Origin of the sequence: Brucella cytisi (assembly GCF_038433355.1) — a bacterium.
Classification (GTDB): Bacteria; Pseudomonadota; Alphaproteobacteria; order Rhizobiales; family Rhizobiaceae; genus Brucella; species Brucella cytisi.
The window spans coordinates 54,285-70,222 of the sequence record NZ_JBCAUP010000012.1 but is presented as its reverse complement, the minus strand read 5'-3'; the positions used below and the strand labels follow the sequence as shown (position 1 = coordinate 70,222).

The window sequence follows — 15,938 nt, the reverse complement described above, 5'->3', positions numbered from 1 at the left end:
TTCAGCGGGGCATGGGTTTACTGCCATAGAAACCGTAGCGCTCCCGGACTTCTGCCAGCTCTCCATCGCTCAACAGAGCCGGTGTGCCGATCTGGCAAGCCAGGATATATTGCCGTGCAAGCGTTTCGAGCTTTTCGGCAAGAAGCCTTGCATGCGGGAGATCCCGTCCCCAAACTACCATGCCGTGGCTTGCCATCAGACAAGCGCGATGGTGCCCCATTGCGCGTACTATTTCATAAGCCAGCGCGTCCGATCCGAACACCCGATATTGCGCACAGGGCACTTCGCTTCCTCCAAAGGATGCTATCATGTAATGGAATGGAGGAAGAGGTTTGCGTAAACAGGAAAGCGCCACGCAGGCATCTGCATGGGAATGGACCACGGCACCTGCCTCAGGGTGCACCCGCATGATCTCCGTATGGATACGCCATTCGCTGGAGGGAATTTTGCCAGCCAGATGCTCGCCTTCAAGGGAGACAAGGCTCATTTCTTGCGGGTCCATTTTCGAGGTCGCACCCGTTGGGGTCACCCAGATATGCTCGCCCTCGCGTACACTTATGTTGCCGCTGCTGCCATGATTGAATCCCTTCTCCTCAAAAGACCGCATCGCGTCGATGATGGATTGCCTGGCCACACGATCTGGATCGCAATTAGGCTGCATTTTAGATACCCCATTTGCTTTTCGCATTATCCCACGCAAAACTGCCAGGCACTGTTGTGCGAAATGTTCTAGTTCCCGGCTGGACCTGATTGCTGGAAACGGTGAAGGACATTTCGGGTTATGGTGGTTGTGAAGTCGCAATGACGTTTCAGCCCCATGACCCATTCACAAAGGCCGGCCGTCACCACTTCGCCTTTGCCCTGCTTCATCGACACCAGCATTCCCGCGCCATGGGAGAGCCGTTTGCGGGCAGATTCATAGCCATCGGCTGCCATTTCGCAAATGCCACGCAGGTCGCTGTCGCGAATGTAGTATCGCTGCCCTTCCCCTTCGATCTCATACTCATAGATGGACGCTGGCGTCATCGCGAGAATTTCAATCTTGTCGGCCGGTACGCCATGTTCGCTGACGGCATATGGCAAGCCGTTCTGCACGGAGTAGTTGAGCCCATCGACTTCGTAGCCGAAGATCTGAGCTTCATGACCGAAAATATCCGCATAGCGTAACTGGGTGTCTTCGAAAGCCCAATGGTCCGGCCGGTAAACAGTCAAGCCGCGGGAGCCGCGCGGCGAGAAACCGCCCCAGCTTCCATACATACCGTTTTCACCATTGACACCGACCGTCGAAGCACCCGGCCAGTTGACCGCTCCGCTCGCCCAGTTGGCGGTGCACAGGTGCTTCTGTTCGGTCTGCATGATCGGGTCCTGGGTCGGCGCTTTTGTCTTCCAGCAAACCTGCGTCTGGCCGTCATTCTCGAGCCGGATCTGCCACAGGAAATTTCCACCGAAGCGAGCCAGATGTCCGCCACGCGAAACGAAGTCCTCGATGGTTTTGCGCATGTCCCATGACCAGTATTCGTCATGGCCTACCGTGACGAGACAGTTGTAGTCATCGAGGATTGATGGATTGTAGTGGAGATCTGTCTGGGTGATGTAATCGATCTGGAAGCCTTCGGCTTCCGCCCATGTTACGAAGTGCCGTTCATATTGCGCATACCCGGCCGAGGAATAATATTGCGAGAAGCCCATCGTATAACCCCATTCCTTGGAGGGGTAACGGGTAGCATCGCCCATATCCTGCCAGGTGGCGTTTGTCACGCGGCCAGCGCCTTTAGGTAGCCAGATCATTCCCTTGGACCAGGGGCGCCGCAGGCTGAGAATGGGGGAGCCTTCGTTCTTGTCAGGCCCCCAGGTTCCAAAATAGTGGTTGGCACCACCCCAGTCGTTATATGCGGTCCACGTGCCGGTGGCAAACATCAGCAGAATACGCCCGGAGCGGGTTTGCCTGGTGGGGCGTACCACGACGAAATGGTGTTGAACGAAACGCTCCCCATCGGGCCGCATGCATGTTGATACGACGCGGTAAAAACCTGATCGGGCATCATCGGGAATTTTCCAGCGATAAAGAACCGGCCAGTCACAACCGTCCATATATGCGGTTTCGGAAGTTTTGGTGAAGCTGCCGGGAAGCTCGAAAGCTTCATCCATCATTTGCGGTTTGTGCCCATCGCGATAAATCTGGATCGACCAGGTCTGGGCGGTGGTGGAACCGTGAAACTCTACGGTTTCGCCCGGATCATAGGACATCTTTTCCGTATAGACGAAGACTTCCGGCAGGGACGGGTCCTCGCGCGGGAACTGGTAACGGTAGTCGGACAGGAAATGTTCGTCTGCATAGCCTTTGCGCACGGCCCAAGGCTTGATTGCATGAGGTCCCATTTCGGGAAACCTGAATTTATCGCCGGACATTGTTGAGGTTCCTCCTTAAATCAAAATGTCGAATGCCGGCGGGAAGTACCCGTCGGTTGATCGGATTCGGTCTTCATTGCGCCGATGGGTCACGTCCTTGACGCCTTGCAACGAGGTTTTGCTGCGATCAACCCGGTTTGAGGCAACCGGATACCAACGGGTTGCCTCTATCGTCGGTCGACTGATCGCTTCCCCGTTCCCTACTTGGCCGAAATAGCCTTGAAAGCGTCCTCTGTTCTGGAGAGCGCGTCATCGATTACTTCATCAGTGTGCGCACAGGAGATGAACATGTTGTGCTTGTGGTGTAGATAGACACCGCGTTTCAAGGCCTCGTAGCAGAAGCGCGCGCCAAGCCGGGCATCGGTATCGCCTGCGAACTGTACCATAGGCATTACAGCCGGGCCGGTTTGAAGCAGTTCGAACCCGTATCTGGTGGCCTGTGCGTCAAGACCGTTGCGAAGGCGTTCGCCCGCATGTTTCATCAGCGCAGGTCCATTGATGCGTCGTAGTTCATTGATGGTTGCAACCGCTGCGGCCATAGATGCGCCACCATACCAGAACGACCCCGTCATATAGGCCTGTCCCGCGGCTTCGCGGAAGCGGTTGCTTCCGGTCACTGCAGCCAGGGCATAGCCGTTTGCGATGGCCTTTGAATAGGCGGCCATATCCGGTTCGACACCTGTGTTGCGCCAGCTCCCTCCAAGATCGATACGGAACCCGCCGCGGACATCATCGAGAATGAGCGCCGCTTCTGCTGCATCGCAAAGAGCCCTGGCCGCCTGTGCGAATTCTTTCGTCGGCGTTTCCTGGGGGATGTTGAGATCGTGTTTGAATGCCGAAACGAGGATTGCCGCCAGATCGTCTCCGGCTTCGCGCGCCGCTGCGGTTAGGCTTTCGACATCATTATAGACATAATGAATGAGATGTGTGCGGTCCTCGGCGGTTACGCCGACGAGGGAGGGGGTGCACCAGGGAGCCGCGCCATGATAGGCACCCCTGGCCACCAGAACCTTGCGGCGTTTCGTGGTGCCGCGCGCAATGGTGACACAGTTTGTGGTCGCATCGGTACCGTTCTTCTGGAACAGGGCCCAGTCGGCATGGGGTATCGTGGCGACCAGAAGTTCGGCCAGTTCCACGGCATGAGCAGTCGGACCGTTCAAGCTGTCACCGACTTTGATTTGCGATAACGCAGCTGCATCCACCAATGGATTGCGGTGACCCAGAATGATTGGCCCCCAGGCGCACATGAAGTCGATATAGCTGTTACCATCGACATCCGTGACACGAGCGTCCTTGCCGCTGGCGAAATATTGCGGATAGCCCTCTGGAAGAGCTGAAGCCCGCTGATGTCCCCACATGCCGTTGGGTATGACGCGTTCGGCGCGCTCCCGCAATTGTGCGTCCGTCGTTGTGACTGGAACTGAATGCGTGTTCATTTTCAACACTCCCGAAAACGGCGGATCTGAATCTGTCGCCCATTATGAAATATGATATATCAAAAAGATCAACTTGGTCCAGGTATGTCAAGCGGATTGTGACTGCTTTCTGCAATTTTGAAGCGAATATGTCGTAATCACACAGAATTCAAAAATGCGATGCTTATATAGCCCCCTTGCTCCCCCGCGAGCCAGTGTTCGATGCCTCCCAGACCCATTCGCTATCGAAAATATGATATATCAATGTAGACAGAGACGCGAATGATGGGTTATCGTAATCCCAAAGAAGAATGACAGGGGAAAATATGGATAGCCTAAAGACTTCCCGCGATTCAGGTTTGGGTATCAGCATTGAGGGTGTCACCAAGAAATATGGCAGCTTCACCGCGGTCGATGGACTGGATATGAAGATTGCGCCTGGAGAATTTCTGGCGTTGCTTGGACCATCCGGATCGGGAAAGTCTACAATCCTCATGATGCTGGCGGGGTTTGAGCGCCCGGACAATGGACGCATTCTCTTCGGCAATAATGATTATACCCGTATTCCGCCCCATAAGCGCAATATTGGCATGGTATTCCAGCACTACACCCTGTTTCCCAATATGAGCGTGCTCGACAATGTTGCGTTTCCGCTCAAGACGCGGGGCATTGAACGCAGTCAGCGCCACAAGATCGCGCTGGAAGCACTCGCTCGCGTGCGACTTGCCGGTTTCGCGGATCGTAGTCCAAAGCAATTATCTGGCGGACAGCAACAACGCGTCGCACTGGCACGCGCGATCGTCTATTCGCCGCGGGTTCTCCTGATGGACGAGCCGCTCTCGGCACTGGACAAAAATCTGCGCGAGGAGATGCAGATCGAGATCAAGCGTCTGCATAACGAACTCGGCATGACAATTGTATTCGTGACCCATGACCAGGGTGAGGCTCTTACCATGGCGGACAGGGTGGCAATTCTGCAAGGTGGCCATATTCAGCAGATCGCGGGTGCCCGTGAGCTTTACAATCGACCGGCAAACCTGTTCTCCGCCAGGTTCATTGGCGAGATGAATCTGATTCCGGTCGACTGGGATGGCCAGACCGCGCGCACGGTAGATGGGACCACGGTTCCGGTTCCGGCGCACAACGTGATGAATGCGTCTACCGGCAAGGCACTAATGGCCATTCGGCCTGAACGACTGGCGCCGGCCGGGCAGGGGCTGGAAATGACTGTCCGGGACGTGATCTACGCCGGGCCCGATACGGCTGTTCTGGGAACCATGGCGGACGGAACCGAATTGCGTGCCCGTCTGGCCAGCGCAGTGCTTCCCGATATTCGCAGCGGACAGAAATTGTATCTGGGCTTCTCGCCGGAAGCCGGCCTACTCTATCGTCCGGCGGAGTAAGGCTATGCTAAAAATTTTTTTCGAGCCGGACGGGCGAAATATTTCCAGGGGAGGGATGTTCCTCCTTCTGCTGCCATTCTTCTCACTCTTGCTTCTGTTCTTCTTCTATCCGCTGGTGAATCTGCTCTCCTTGTCGGTGACAGAACCGACGCTCTCACTTCATAATTATCAGCGCGTCTTTTCCAATCCCGTCTACCTGACGGTTTTGGGTCGTACGGTTCTGACAGCGGTGCTGGTGAGCGTCATTGCGTTGCTGATGGCCTATCCGGTGGCATGGTTGATGGCTCACTCCAGCGGGCCAAAGCTGATTTTGATTACAGCGTGTATCCTCCTGCCATTCTGGTCGTCGGTTCTCGTGCGTACCGCTGCCTGGGCCGTGCTGTTGCAGCGCAATGGACTGGTCAATCAAGGGCTGATGCAGACCGGCCTCATCGATCAACCGCTCAAATTGCTCTATACGCAAACGGCTGTTCTCATAGCTATGACCCATGTGCTTTTGCCGTTCGTGGTGCTACCCATCTACGGGGCGATCCGCAACGTGCCCAGGGATTACGGTCGTGCAGCCGCAATTCTCGGTGCAGGGCCTGTGCGCACATTCTTCGAGGTCATATTTCCTCTCACGCTGCCCGGCGTGATCGGCGGGATGATCCTGACATTCCTGACGGCCCTCGGTTACTTTATTACTCCCTCGCTTCTTGGTTCGCCCAAGGAGATGATGATCGCCACTCTGATATCGCAGCAACTTCGAGAAACGCTGGATTGGCCCTTTGCAGCAGCGCTGGTGGGCATCCTCACCGTGCTGGTGACCGTGGTCACCCTGGTCTTCAGCCGTGTTTTCAAGTTCAACCGAACGATGGGAGGTGGCGTATGAAAACGCGAAATCTGCTCCTGAACGCGTATGTCTATCTGGTGCTGTGCTTTCTGGTCGTGCCGATCCTGATTATCCTTCCGATGGCCTTCAGCGAAACGGATTACATCACCTTTCCACCCAGGGGGTTTACCTGGCAGTGGTTCCTGGCCTTCTTCCAATCCTCCCAGTGGATGAGCGCAACGGCCTTCAGCGGCAAAATTGCTTTTTTCACCGCGCTGGCGAGTGCGGTTATCGGTTTATGCGCGAGCTATGCCATTGTTCGCGGGAAGGGTGCACTGGCAACTGTCTTCCAGACCCTGCTGATTGGCCCGATCGTCGTGCCCCATATAGCACTGGCAATCGCTCTTTATCTTCTGTTCCAGACGATAGGGCTGACAGAGACGACGACAGGTTATGTCATCGCACACACGATTATAGCGCTTCCATTCTGCGTCTTTACCATTGTGGCTGCTCTGTCGCAGGTTGACCCTGCCCTGGAGGACGCCGCCATGTGCTGCGGGGCCAACCGGTTTTCAGCTTTCCGTGCGGTCACATTGCCCCTGATATGGCCAAATGTTCTCTCTGGCGCGCTCTTTGCTTTCGTTATCTCGTTTGACGAGCCTGTCATCTCCTTCTTCCTGGCGGGTGTGCGCGACAAAACCCTGCCACGAATGATGTTCGACGACATCGAACAGAATCTGACGCCGATCATTCCGGCTATCGCGGTGATGCTAACATTGCTTTCCATCCTTGTGCTGGTCGGCGCCGCCGGTCTTCGTACGCTAGCAACACGCTCTCAAAAAGTGGTGTCCGATGACTAGAGCATGATCGGCGAAAGCAGGATCCGCCGCAGCGGAGAAATCAGTGCAGTGGGCCGATTTTTGATCCCGGTATGACGGGATAAAGGCATACATAAAACAATCATCTGGAGCATTTCCCATGATTTATTCAATCAGGAGATGCCCTGAACGAAAAAAGCAGAAAGAGGGAAACATGACCAAAAAGACTAGAACGATGACTGTGCTGGCTGGAGTTCTACTGGCTACCGGTGTGCTGGCGGCAAAAGCGGATAGTATCGTCTACGCCACTACTGGCGGACAGATGCGCCAGACGCTTGAACGCGAATTCTACAAGTCTTTTGCTAAGGAAAGCGGCACGGACGTCATTCCATATGACATTGAAGTGCCCGACCAGTGGGCTCGTGTCGAAGCGATGAAGCGAGCCGGAAAATTCGACTTCGATATCGTTACGGCAACTGGTCCGGATCTCGTCGACAAAGCCGAACTTTTGCTGACGATCGATTGTTCGAAACTCCCCAATGTGGAAACGAAAGGCCTTGAGGGCTCCTGCAAGGACAAGGGTGTAGCCCGAACCACCGGCGGCATGCTGCTCGCCTATGATACGTCCGTCTATAAAGACAAGGTTCCGCAGACCTGGGCCGATTTTTGGGACGTAAAGACATTTCCCGGCCCACGCGGGTTACCCGATACCGGCGATCGCGATTGGTGGCTCCCTGCCATCGCCTTAATGGCGGATGGTGTACCGCGCGACAAGATTTTTCCGATGGATCTGGATCGTGCCTATAAGAAGCTCGATGAGATCAAGCCCCATGTCAGCGTGTGGTGGAAGACCGGCAATCAGGTTGCGCAGATCATGCGCGATCAGGAAGTGGCGATGACCATGTCCTATTCAGGGCGCGCCTTGACCGCAATGAACGAAGGCGCGCCCTTCAATCTGAGCTGGAACGACGCCATCATGGATACGGGATATTTCGCCGTCCTCAAGGATGGGCCAAATCCTGAAGGTGCGCTGAAATTCATAAATTATTTCTACGGTCACGCTGAAGGGCACCCGGCCTTCATCAAGACTGCAAACTATGCGACCCATTCCAAGGATGGTATGGCGTTGCTTCCGCCGGAAGAACAGAAGAATTATGCGACGGCGCCTGAGAATTTCAAACTGCTGATGGTGCCGGACTTCAAGTGGATCGGTGAAAACCGCGATATGCTTCGCGAGCGTTGGCAAAACTGGCTGGCCGAATAATCACGCAACAGCGAAAAAAGCCGGCTTCTTTCAAAGGAGCCGGCTTTTGTTTTTTATGTACCCAACTCCGGCGGGTTCTTTTGCGGCCACAAGGTCGCGCGGTGATAGCTTTCGCCGATTGCCAGAATCTGGGCATCCGTTCCATTGGCGCCGATAATCTGCATTCCCGCGGGCCGCCCACGCTGATCGAAACCGACGGGAACACTGAGTGCGGCCAAACCGATCAATGAAACCGGAATAACGACTTCCATCCAGCGATGATAGGTATCCATCGGCTGTTCGTTGATGTGTTGCGGCCAGCGCCAGCCAGCCGGGAATGGCCAGACCTGGGCCGTCGGCATAATCACCGCGTCATATTCGGCAAACAGCTTATGGGCGCTCACATACCAATCCGAGCGGATCTGGCTCGCACGCATGATCTGTTCAGGTGTTAACCGAGCGCCGTTTTCGATTTCCCAAAGTGTCTCGGGTTTGATGAGCTTTCGGGTTTCCGGCCTTTCCCATAAAGCACGCTTGGAACCGTAGATCACCAGCGAACGAAGTGTAACCCATGCTTCCCAGATGGCTTCTGAAGAAAACGGTGGGTCGAGCGCGACGATCTCGGCACCAAGGTCGCTCAGGACGGAAAGGCCGTTTTCGCAAGTTTCCAGAATGCCTGCTTCACACGGATAGGCTCCTCCCCAGTTGCCAAGCCAGGCAATGCGTTTGCCCCGGAGGTCGGCGGGTGCGTGGTGCGTGGCAAAACCCGTGTGCTTCTGTCCGAAAGGGCTCAGTGAATACGGCTCGGCCAGAACGTCAAGCAGCAGAACGAGATCCTCAATATCACGCGCCATGGGGCCCAGAGTGGCCATGGTGTGTACAAAGAGATCGCCGCCAATTTCATTGGGCACAAGTCCCCAGCTTGGCCGATAGCCATAAATATTGCAGAAGCCTGCGGGATTGCGCAAACTTCCCATCATATCCGATCCGTCGCCCAGGGGCATGAAGCGGGCGGCAAGCGCGGCTGCAGTTCCGCCCGAGGAGCCACCGGCACTTAATTGAGTATCGTAGGGATTGCAGGTGACGCCGTAGACGGGATTGAAACTGTGGCTGCCATGGCCCCATTCGGGCGTATTTGTCTTGCCCATGATGACGGCTCCGGCCTTTCGGATGCGGCTCACTGCCAGGGCATCTTCTGCCGGGATGTAATCAGCATGAATAGGAGTGCCCCAGGTGGAGCGAATATCTTTTGTTGGCAGAAGATCTTTGATCGCCCAGGGCAATCCATGCAGTGGCCCGCAAACTGGTTTGTCGTCCAGCGAGCGGGCTTCGGCAATGAGTTCGTCACGGGAACGCATAGCGACCATTGCATTGACGGCTCCGTTATGCTGCTCGATACGATCCAGATGCGCAATCATCACTTCGGATGGTGAAGTCTGTCTTTTCGCCATCATGTCTACGAGGAGCGAGGCAGAAAGTTTGGTCAGGTCCAAAGAGTTAACTCCTGTCAGAAGCTTGCAAGCAAGGCGTCGAGTTGTAACGAAACCAGAGAATGGGCAAAGCCCATGGTAATAAAGATGCGATCATCTGCAAGGCAGAGGTTCGTCGGGTCTGTGTGATGGCCTGTCCCGACGAGCCCTCGGGGTGAGCCATCGAGATTGACGGCGGCGATCATGTCCCCGACGCTGCCGGCAACGAGGAGAAAGCCGCCTGCGAGGCACATTCCATCAGGAGCGAAGCTTTCGGGGAAAGTACAGAAGAGCTCCGGCTTTCCAATGCGTCCGCGGATCCAGGGGAAGCGTATGATTTCCCGGCGTCGGGTCAGATTGACGAGAAGGCTGCCATCAGGATGGAAGATTATGCCGTTAGGAAAACCGGGAAGCTCACAGAGGAGTTCGGTCTCGCCGTCGCCACGCCAGTGTAACACACGCCCGCCGAGATAGTTTTCTGGCTTGTCGCGCAGGCATTCCCAGTTCTGCGGATCGGTAAAAGCCGCACCTCCCTCAGGGGTTGGAACGATATCGTTCGGTCGATGCGGTCTGATGCCACCGGTCGTCAGTGTTTCCAGTTGGCCGGACTTCAGATAAAGCGCCTGCACGGCGCCATGCGGCAGGGAGCGTTCGGCGACTTTCAGTTTGCCTGGAGCTTCCGGCGCAATGCCGCCATTATTCGCTATCCAGAGCCTACCGTCCGGCCCAAGGCACATGCCGTTCGGCGAGCCGTCTACTTTCGCCAAAACGTTCAATCCATCGTGTTCATTCCAGCTGCGGATAACGCCATGGAGCAGATCGACGAAAGCAACCGATCCGTCCGGCATGTGGACGGGTCCTTCGGGGAAGCCCAGGCCTTCGGCGTGGGTGACAAACTGAAGGGTGTTCATTATGCGGTCTTGCCTCCTTCAGCCCATAGATGACAGGCGCATCTGCGCCCTTCGGCGATTGGTGTAAAGTGCGGATCCTGGCGTTTGCAGATATCCGTGGCGTGCTGGCAGCGTGGATGAAAACGGCAGCCATCTGGCACATTCGCAGGATTGGGTGGGTCACCTTGCAGCCGAATGCGCTGATCCCGACCCAGACGTATATCCGCAAGCGTTGGTGAAGCGGACAGCAGCGCCCTTGTGTAGGGATGAGCCGGGGAAGCGAGAAGTTCGTTTGCAGGGCCCTCTTCAACAATCCGGCCGAGATACATGACGGCAATCCGATCCGCCAAATGGCCAACCACTTCCAGATCGTGCGAAATCAGCAAAAATGCGACTCCACGCTCGCGTCTGATCTTAAGCATGAGGTTCATTATCTGCGCCTGAATGGAGGGGTCCAGCGCAGAGGTGGGTTCGTCTGCCACGATAAGGTCGGGATCGAGGGCGAGTGTCTTGGCAATCCCGATGCGTTGAAGCTGGCCGCCGGAAAATTCATGCGGCAATTTGGATAAATCCACTTCTCCCAGTCCCACATCTGCCAGAAGCTTCATAATGCGGTTTTCGATACCCTCGGGGGTCGGAATGCGATGTGTTTCGAAGACTTCCTGGAATATCCGCCTAAGCGAATGACGAGGATTGAGTGTGGAGTAGGGATCCTGAAAAATCATCTGGATGCGTTTCCGCCAGCCTCGGAAGGTTGAATCTGGCATGGACGTGACATCGTGCCCTTCGATCGAAATGCTTCCATCGGAAACCGGCATGAGCTTCAGCACCAGCCGCGCCAGGGTGGATTTTCCGCAACCCGATTCACCGACGAGACCGAGTGTTTCTCCCCGCGAAAGAGTAAACGACACACCGTCAACCGCGCGAACGGGATCAGTCCCGTGGCGAGAGGGGAAGCTTTTGACCAGGTCCTGAACCTTTAATAGTGAGACTGTCATGAAAGCTGTTCCTGTCGCAGTCTGTCGGCGGAGATTGCTGGATAATGACAGGCGGCAGCCTGTCCCGACGAGAAAAGTTGAGTGAAATCCGGTGAACGGATCGGACACAGGGCGCCCGAGGAAGGGCAACGCGGGTGAAAGCGGCAGCCGGTCGGAAAATTCCCGATCCGTGGAGGCTGGCCTGACAATATTTCGAGATCTGTCTGGGGAGGACGGGAGCGGATGTCTGCTGAACGCAGCAAGCCGGCAGTGTAGGGATGAGCCGGATGATCCAGTAGATCGCGGACGTGGCCACGTTCAGCCATGCGGCCTGCGTAAAGAACCAGAATATCGTCGGCAAGTCGGGCAACTACATGCATATCATGGGTAATGAGGAGCACCGAGATCTGTTCCTGAGCAACAAGGTCAGCCAACAGGTCAAGAATCTGGGCCTTGATCGTTACGTCCAGCGCCGTTGTTGGTTCGTCGGCAATGATAAGCCGGGGATTGCATGCCAGAGCCATAGCGATGACCACGCGTTGACGCATGCCTCCCGATATTTCAAAAGGATACAGCTTAGAAACCCGCTCCGGCCCCGGTATGCCAACCCGCCCTAGCAGGGCAATTGCCCGTTGCCCGGCCTCGTGACGTGTGGCCAGCCCATGCGCCAGAACAGCTTCGGCGATCTGCTCACCGACCGGCCAGACGGGGTTGAGCGCACTAAGCGGGTTTTGATACACCATGGCGATATCGCGCCCGCGAATATGGCGAAGTTTTTCTTCACTGAGGCCGGAAATCTCGCGCCCTTCGAGCACAATTCTTCCAGTCGCCTGCGCACCACCCGGCAGAAGTCCCATCAACGACAGGCCGGTCAATGTTTTGCCCGACCCGGATTCACCGATCAGGGTGAGAACTTTCCCTTTCTCGATACTGAAGTCGATATTTTCGACGGCATGTAACCGGCCGGCTGTGTGAGGAAAACTGATGGAAAGATTGGTAACATCCAGCATCATTTGCCCCTGCGCGCGGTCAGGCTGTCGCCGAGAATTGAGGAGGCGGCCGCACACAGCATGATCGCGGTGCCGGGAAACACGAGATACCACCATGCAGTGCCGAAATAGGGGCGCGCATCCCGGATCAGCAAGCCCCATTCAGGGGTCGGTGATTTTGCACCAAGACCGAGGAAAGACAGGGCCGTCACCGCAACGAGCGCGTAACCGATATCTGTCGTGATACGGATATTTACCGGTCCGGCTACAAAGGGAAGGATATGCCGCATGAAAATCAGAACAGGTTTTACGCCCAGCGCACGGGCAGCTTCAACATGCGGAAACTCCTTAAGGCGAACGACTTCCGCGCGCACGGTTCGTGCAAATCCCGGCCACCACATCAATGAAAGCGCCAGGGTAACGCTTCCCAGCCCACGCCCAAGAGCTGCAGCAACGGCAAGTGCAAAGATGAGAGATGGAAATCCCATGAAGACATCCACGATCCGCATCATCAAAGTATCGATGCGCGGCGACGCAAATCCTGCAATCGCACCGTAGATCACGCCAAACAAAGCGGCGAACAACACCACGGCCAGCGCTACACCAAGGGAATAACGCGTGCCATGGATGAGGCGCGAAAAAATATCCCGCCCCGCTTCATCGGTGCCGAATAGATGCTCGAAGCTCGGAGGCTGCAGCCGGGCGATGATGTTTAGCTTGATCGGGCTTTGCCCGGCGATGGAACCGGGCCACGCCATGCATATGACGAGGAACACCACGAACACAACGGCCAGGGCCGGAAGGACACGAAAACGGCTTGGCAGCCAAGGCTTGATGAGCGAGGCGGCTGTCATGTCGATTTCCGTATACGAGGGTCGATAAGCGGTTGAATGAGATCGACGGCGAGATTGATGATGACGAAACCGGCAGTCGAAACCAGCGCCAGCGCGATAACCGGAGCGTAGTCGAAGAGCTGGAATGATTTATAGGCATAGAGGCCGATACCCGGCCATTCGAAGATTACTTCGACCATCAATATCCAGCTGATCAGGTAGCCGAACTGCATCGAGGTTGTGACCAGAATCGGGTTGGCAGCATTTCGGAGCATGTGTTTCAACAATATGCTCCGCCCGGTCAGCCCTTTGCCCAAAGCAGTGCGGACGTATGGCTGTTCTCTTTCATCCAGCAGCGTGCTACGCGTAAGCCGGGTGCCAACGGCCAGAAGGTTCATGACGATGGTGAGCGCGGGCAAGCAGAGGTGCTGCAAAGCCAATCCGAAACCGCGCAAATTCCCGGCGACCAAAGTGTCGATCAGAAGAAAGCCTGTCGGTCCCGCTGGCGCAATTTCTCTTACCGGAAAGCGAGAACTGAGCGGAAGCCAACCGAGCTTGTAGAAAAAGATGAATTGCAATCCCATTCCCAGCCAGAAAACAGGAATGCCGGTGCCGAGCATCGTTACGAGCCGCACGGATTTGTCCAGCATGCCATCCGGCTTGCGCAGGGCAAGAAGAGCCAGTCCGAAGCTGATAAGCATATAGAGGAAAAAGCCTGCGATCATCAGTTCAAGTGTGGCTGGCAGAAATTGCGCGAGGTCTTCCGCTACCGGGCGACCGGTGCGAATGGATTGTCCCAGATCTCCCCGGAGAATGCCCGTGAAATAGCTTAGGAATTGTTCAGGAGCCGGGCGATCCAGCCCAAGCTCGCTGCGAATACGTTCCACGGTTTCGGTAGAGGCATTCTGTCCGGCAAGAAAGCTTGCCGGATCTGCGGGCACCAAACGGGCCAACACGAAGGTCAGAACTCCCACGCTGAACAGGACCGCAAGACCCCATCCCAGACGTTTTGCAAGAAAGGCTGCCATTCGGCCCCCCGAATTCTCTGGTTAGGTCGCGGAAGGGTTACTTGGCCTGTCCGATTTCCCAGAAGCGAATGTTGATATACTCGGCTGGGTCAACGCGATAGCCGGTGATGCGGTCTGGCTGGATCACCAGCGTTTTCGGGCGGGCGGTCCAAATGATGGCATTACTGTCGACGATCAACTCAAAGGCGCGCTTCAGCTGTGCGGAGCGTTCGCCTTGTTCCGTGACGGTGGGCATGTCGGCTATGATCTTTTCAAGCTCCGGCAGATCAAGTTGCGCTGCATTGTAGTGACCATTCCTGGAATAATGTGCCGCAAAGAATTTCGTGGCATCAGCAGGCGACAGATTGGCGTTGCCTATCGCAAAACAGTTGGTCTCATTATTCTTGATCGCTTTCAGCGCCTCGACAGTTGGACGTTCGTCAACCTCTACGGTGACGCCGAGTTGTGCAGCGCTTGCCTGCAAAATGGTTGCCGCAAAGCGGAACTCCGGAAAACCAGCAGGGATGGAGCAGTTCATCGTGGCATTCTGAATACCGGATTTTTCAAGTGCGGCAGAGGCTTCGTCAAGATTGGTGACAATCTCGGGTTCCTGCGCTTCGGGGCTCAATGGGAACCAATCGGGTATCGGGCCGCGTGGCGTCGTGGCTTTGCCATGTGAGAAATCGAGCATGGCCTGATAATCGAAAGCCTTTACGAGCGCCTTGCGGAAATCCGCATTGTCTGTGGGGGCCTTTTGAGTGTTGAGATAGATGGCTGGCCAGGCCCACAGATTGTTTCCTTCGATTAGCTTGAAACCCGGCTGAGTAGCTATGCGGATCGCATCGTCGAGGGGAATGAAGTTAGCCATATCGAACTCGCCGCCTTCCACCCCGCGGGCACGGTTGGCTCCGTCTTCAACAAAGCGGTCGACAATCCGGTCAAACGGCTTCTCAGAGAATTTACCCCACCAGTCGGTGTTGCGTTCCAGCTCGATTTGAACACCGCGTTTCCAGGCTACGAACTTGTAGGGGCCTGTGCCGTTTCCTCCTTCGGCAAAGAAGGTATCGCCATCGCCGCCATGTGCCGTGATATCATCGGCAGAAAGCATTTCGATCTTCGACAGATTAGCAGGCAGGAAGACATTGGGTTGTGCGGTTTCGATCCGCACGGTAGCGGGGTCGATCACAGCGACACCGGTGATTTCGGAAACCAGATAGGATTGGCCCAGCTTGAGCTTCAGCAAACGGTCAAGAGTTGCCTTCACGTCTTCCGCATCGAATGAGGTGCCATCATGAAACTTCACCCCCTCGCGCAGTTTGACAATCCATGCATTCCCGTCCTGTGTCCATTCCACGGCTAGCCCTGGTTGCAGGCTGGAAGGGTTGTCGAGATCATAGTTGATCAGCCGGTCATAAACACTGCGCGTGACCGTGAACTCATAGTTGGTATTGGTACGGGCCGGGTCCAGTGTCGTGGGTTCACCGGCGTCGGCATAAACGAAGACAGAACTGTCTTGCGCCACTGCGGTGACAGGCAGGAATGCGGTTGCGAGCAAGACCGATGTGATGATGGCCCGACGAGATGCAGGACGGACGAATGTTCCCAGATGTAGCATTGTTCATGTTCCCCTGATGCGCCTTTGGCCGGCGCTTATGTAGTTCTGGATGTGAATGA

Annotated in this window: 14 protein-coding genes; 4 read left to right on the top strand and 10 right to left on the bottom strand. The window is 55.8% G+C overall.

Features of this window, described 5'->3' with window-relative positions; genetic code table 11:
- Position 1: 1 nt before the first annotated feature.
- The 3 genes from AAE521_RS13105 to AAE521_RS13095 form a co-directional block, all read right to left on the bottom strand.
- Positions 2-661, bottom strand: coding sequence for a class II aldolase/adducin family protein (locus tag AAE521_RS13105; protein ID WP_071632955.1), 660 nt, complete (start codon positions 659-661; stop codon positions 2-4).
- 68 nt (positions 662-729) lie between these two features.
- Positions 730-2,409, bottom strand: coding sequence for a N,N-dimethylformamidase beta subunit family domain-containing protein (locus AAE521_RS13100; protein ID WP_342061522.1), 1,680 nt, complete (start codon positions 2,407-2,409; stop codon positions 730-732).
- Positions 2,410-2,609: 200 nt separating this feature from the next.
- Complete coding sequence (locus AAE521_RS13095) at positions 2,610-3,845, bottom strand: aminotransferase class III-fold pyridoxal phosphate-dependent enzyme (RefSeq protein ID WP_342061521.1); 1,236 nt, start codon at positions 3,843-3,845, stop codon at positions 2,610-2,612.
- Between the two features lie 305 nt (positions 3,846-4,150).
- Between AAE521_RS13095 and AAE521_RS13090 the strand changes: the two genes are divergently transcribed.
- From AAE521_RS13090 to AAE521_RS13075, 4 genes are all read left to right on the top strand, one after another.
- The gene (locus AAE521_RS13090) at positions 4,151-5,227 is read left to right on the top strand and encodes an ABC transporter ATP-binding protein (RefSeq protein ID WP_071632952.1); all 1,077 of its coding nucleotides are present in this window, start codon (positions 4,151-4,153) and stop codon (positions 5,225-5,227) included.
- Between the two features lie 4 nt (positions 5,228-5,231).
- Positions 5,232-6,098, top strand: coding sequence for an ABC transporter permease (locus AAE521_RS13085; RefSeq protein WP_342061520.1), 867 nt, complete (start codon positions 5,232-5,234; stop codon positions 6,096-6,098).
- On the top strand, positions 6,095-6,898 hold the full coding sequence (locus AAE521_RS13080) for an ABC transporter permease (RefSeq protein ID WP_342061519.1): 804 nt from the start codon (positions 6,095-6,097) through the stop codon (positions 6,896-6,898). Before AAE521_RS13085 ends, AAE521_RS13080 begins: the two co-directional genes overlap by 4 nt.
- Before the next feature lie 172 nt (positions 6,899-7,070).
- On the top strand, positions 7,071-8,120 hold the full coding sequence (locus AAE521_RS13075) for an extracellular solute-binding protein (RefSeq protein ID WP_071632949.1): 1,050 nt from the start codon (positions 7,071-7,073) through the stop codon (positions 8,118-8,120).
- A gap of 53 nt (positions 8,121-8,173) precedes the next feature.
- Here AAE521_RS13075 and AAE521_RS13070 read toward each other — a convergent pair whose 3' ends face one another.
- From AAE521_RS13070 to AAE521_RS13040, 7 genes are read right to left on the bottom strand one after another with little or no spacing between them, the layout of a single operon-like run.
- The gene (locus AAE521_RS13070) at positions 8,174-9,592 is read right to left on the bottom strand and encodes an amidase (RefSeq protein WP_342061518.1); all 1,419 of its coding nucleotides are present in this window, start codon (positions 9,590-9,592) and stop codon (positions 8,174-8,176) included.
- 14 nt (positions 9,593-9,606) lie between these two features.
- Positions 9,607-10,479 (bottom strand): SMP-30/gluconolactonase/LRE family protein, encoded by an 873-nt coding sequence (locus tag AAE521_RS13065; RefSeq protein ID WP_342061517.1) that lies wholly within the window; start codon positions 10,477-10,479, stop codon positions 9,607-9,609.
- On the bottom strand, positions 10,479-11,456 hold the full coding sequence (locus AAE521_RS13060) for an ABC transporter ATP-binding protein (RefSeq protein WP_342061516.1): 978 nt from the start codon (positions 11,454-11,456) through the stop codon (positions 10,479-10,481). Before AAE521_RS13060 ends, AAE521_RS13065 begins: the two co-directional genes overlap by 1 nt.
- Positions 11,453-12,445 carry an ABC transporter ATP-binding protein gene (locus AAE521_RS13055; protein ID WP_342061604.1) on the bottom strand — a complete coding sequence of 331 codons (993 nt, stop codon included), beginning with the start codon at positions 12,443-12,445 and terminating at the stop codon, positions 11,453-11,455. Before AAE521_RS13055 ends, AAE521_RS13060 begins: the two co-directional genes overlap by 4 nt.
- Positions 12,445-13,278 carry an ABC transporter permease gene (locus AAE521_RS13050; RefSeq protein WP_342061515.1) on the bottom strand — a complete coding sequence of 278 codons (834 nt, stop codon included), beginning with the start codon at positions 13,276-13,278 and terminating at the stop codon, positions 12,445-12,447. Before AAE521_RS13050 ends, AAE521_RS13055 begins: the two co-directional genes overlap by 1 nt.
- Positions 13,275-14,285, bottom strand: coding sequence for an ABC transporter permease (locus AAE521_RS13045; RefSeq protein ID WP_342061514.1), 1,011 nt, complete (start codon positions 14,283-14,285; stop codon positions 13,275-13,277). The genes AAE521_RS13050 and AAE521_RS13045 overlap by 4 nt, the downstream gene beginning before the upstream one ends.
- Before the next feature lie 37 nt (positions 14,286-14,322).
- Positions 14,323-15,879, bottom strand: coding sequence for an ABC transporter substrate-binding protein (locus tag AAE521_RS13040; protein WP_071632942.1), 1,557 nt, complete (start codon positions 15,877-15,879; stop codon positions 14,323-14,325).
- Positions 15,880-15,938: the final 59 nt, after the last annotated feature.

Excerpts from the sequence above, each read along its gene's own strand:
- AAE521_RS13105 (WP_071632955.1), bottom strand. The coding sequence starts at position 661 with ATGCAGCCTAATTGCGATCCAGATCGTGTGGCCAGGCAATCCATCATC.
- AAE521_RS13100 (WP_342061522.1), bottom strand. The coding sequence starts at position 2,409 with ATGTCCGGCGATAAATTCAGGTTTCCCGAAATGGGACCTCATGCAATC.
- AAE521_RS13095 (WP_342061521.1), bottom strand. The coding sequence starts at position 3,845 with ATGAACACGCATTCAGTTCCAGTCACAACGACGGACGCACAATTGCGG.
- AAE521_RS13090 (WP_071632952.1), top strand. The coding sequence starts at position 4,151 with ATGGATAGCCTAAAGACTTCCCGCGATTCAGGTTTGGGTATCAGCATT.
- AAE521_RS13085 (WP_342061520.1), top strand. The coding sequence starts at position 5,232 with ATGCTAAAAATTTTTTTCGAGCCGGACGGGCGAAATATTTCCAGGGGA.
- AAE521_RS13080 (WP_342061519.1), top strand. The coding sequence starts at position 6,095 with ATGAAAACGCGAAATCTGCTCCTGAACGCGTATGTCTATCTGGTGCTG.
- AAE521_RS13075 (WP_071632949.1), top strand. The coding sequence starts at position 7,071 with ATGACCAAAAAGACTAGAACGATGACTGTGCTGGCTGGAGTTCTACTG.
- AAE521_RS13065 (WP_342061517.1), bottom strand. The coding sequence starts at position 10,479 with ATGAACACCCTTCAGTTTGTCACCCACGCCGAAGGCCTGGGCTTCCCC.
- AAE521_RS13060 (WP_342061516.1), bottom strand. The coding sequence starts at position 11,456 with ATGACAGTCTCACTATTAAAGGTTCAGGACCTGGTCAAAAGCTTCCCC.
- AAE521_RS13055 (WP_342061604.1), bottom strand. The coding sequence starts at position 12,445 with ATGCTGGATGTTACCAATCTTTCCATCAGTTTTCCTCACACAGCCGGC.
- AAE521_RS13050 (WP_342061515.1), bottom strand. The coding sequence starts at position 13,278 with ATGACAGCCGCCTCGCTCATCAAGCCTTGGCTGCCAAGCCGTTTTCGT.
- AAE521_RS13045 (WP_342061514.1), bottom strand. The coding sequence starts at position 14,285 with ATGGCAGCCTTTCTTGCAAAACGTCTGGGATGGGGTCTTGCGGTCCTG.
- AAE521_RS13040 (WP_071632942.1), bottom strand. The coding sequence starts at position 15,879 with ATGCTACATCTGGGAACATTCGTCCGTCCTGCATCTCGTCGGGCCATC.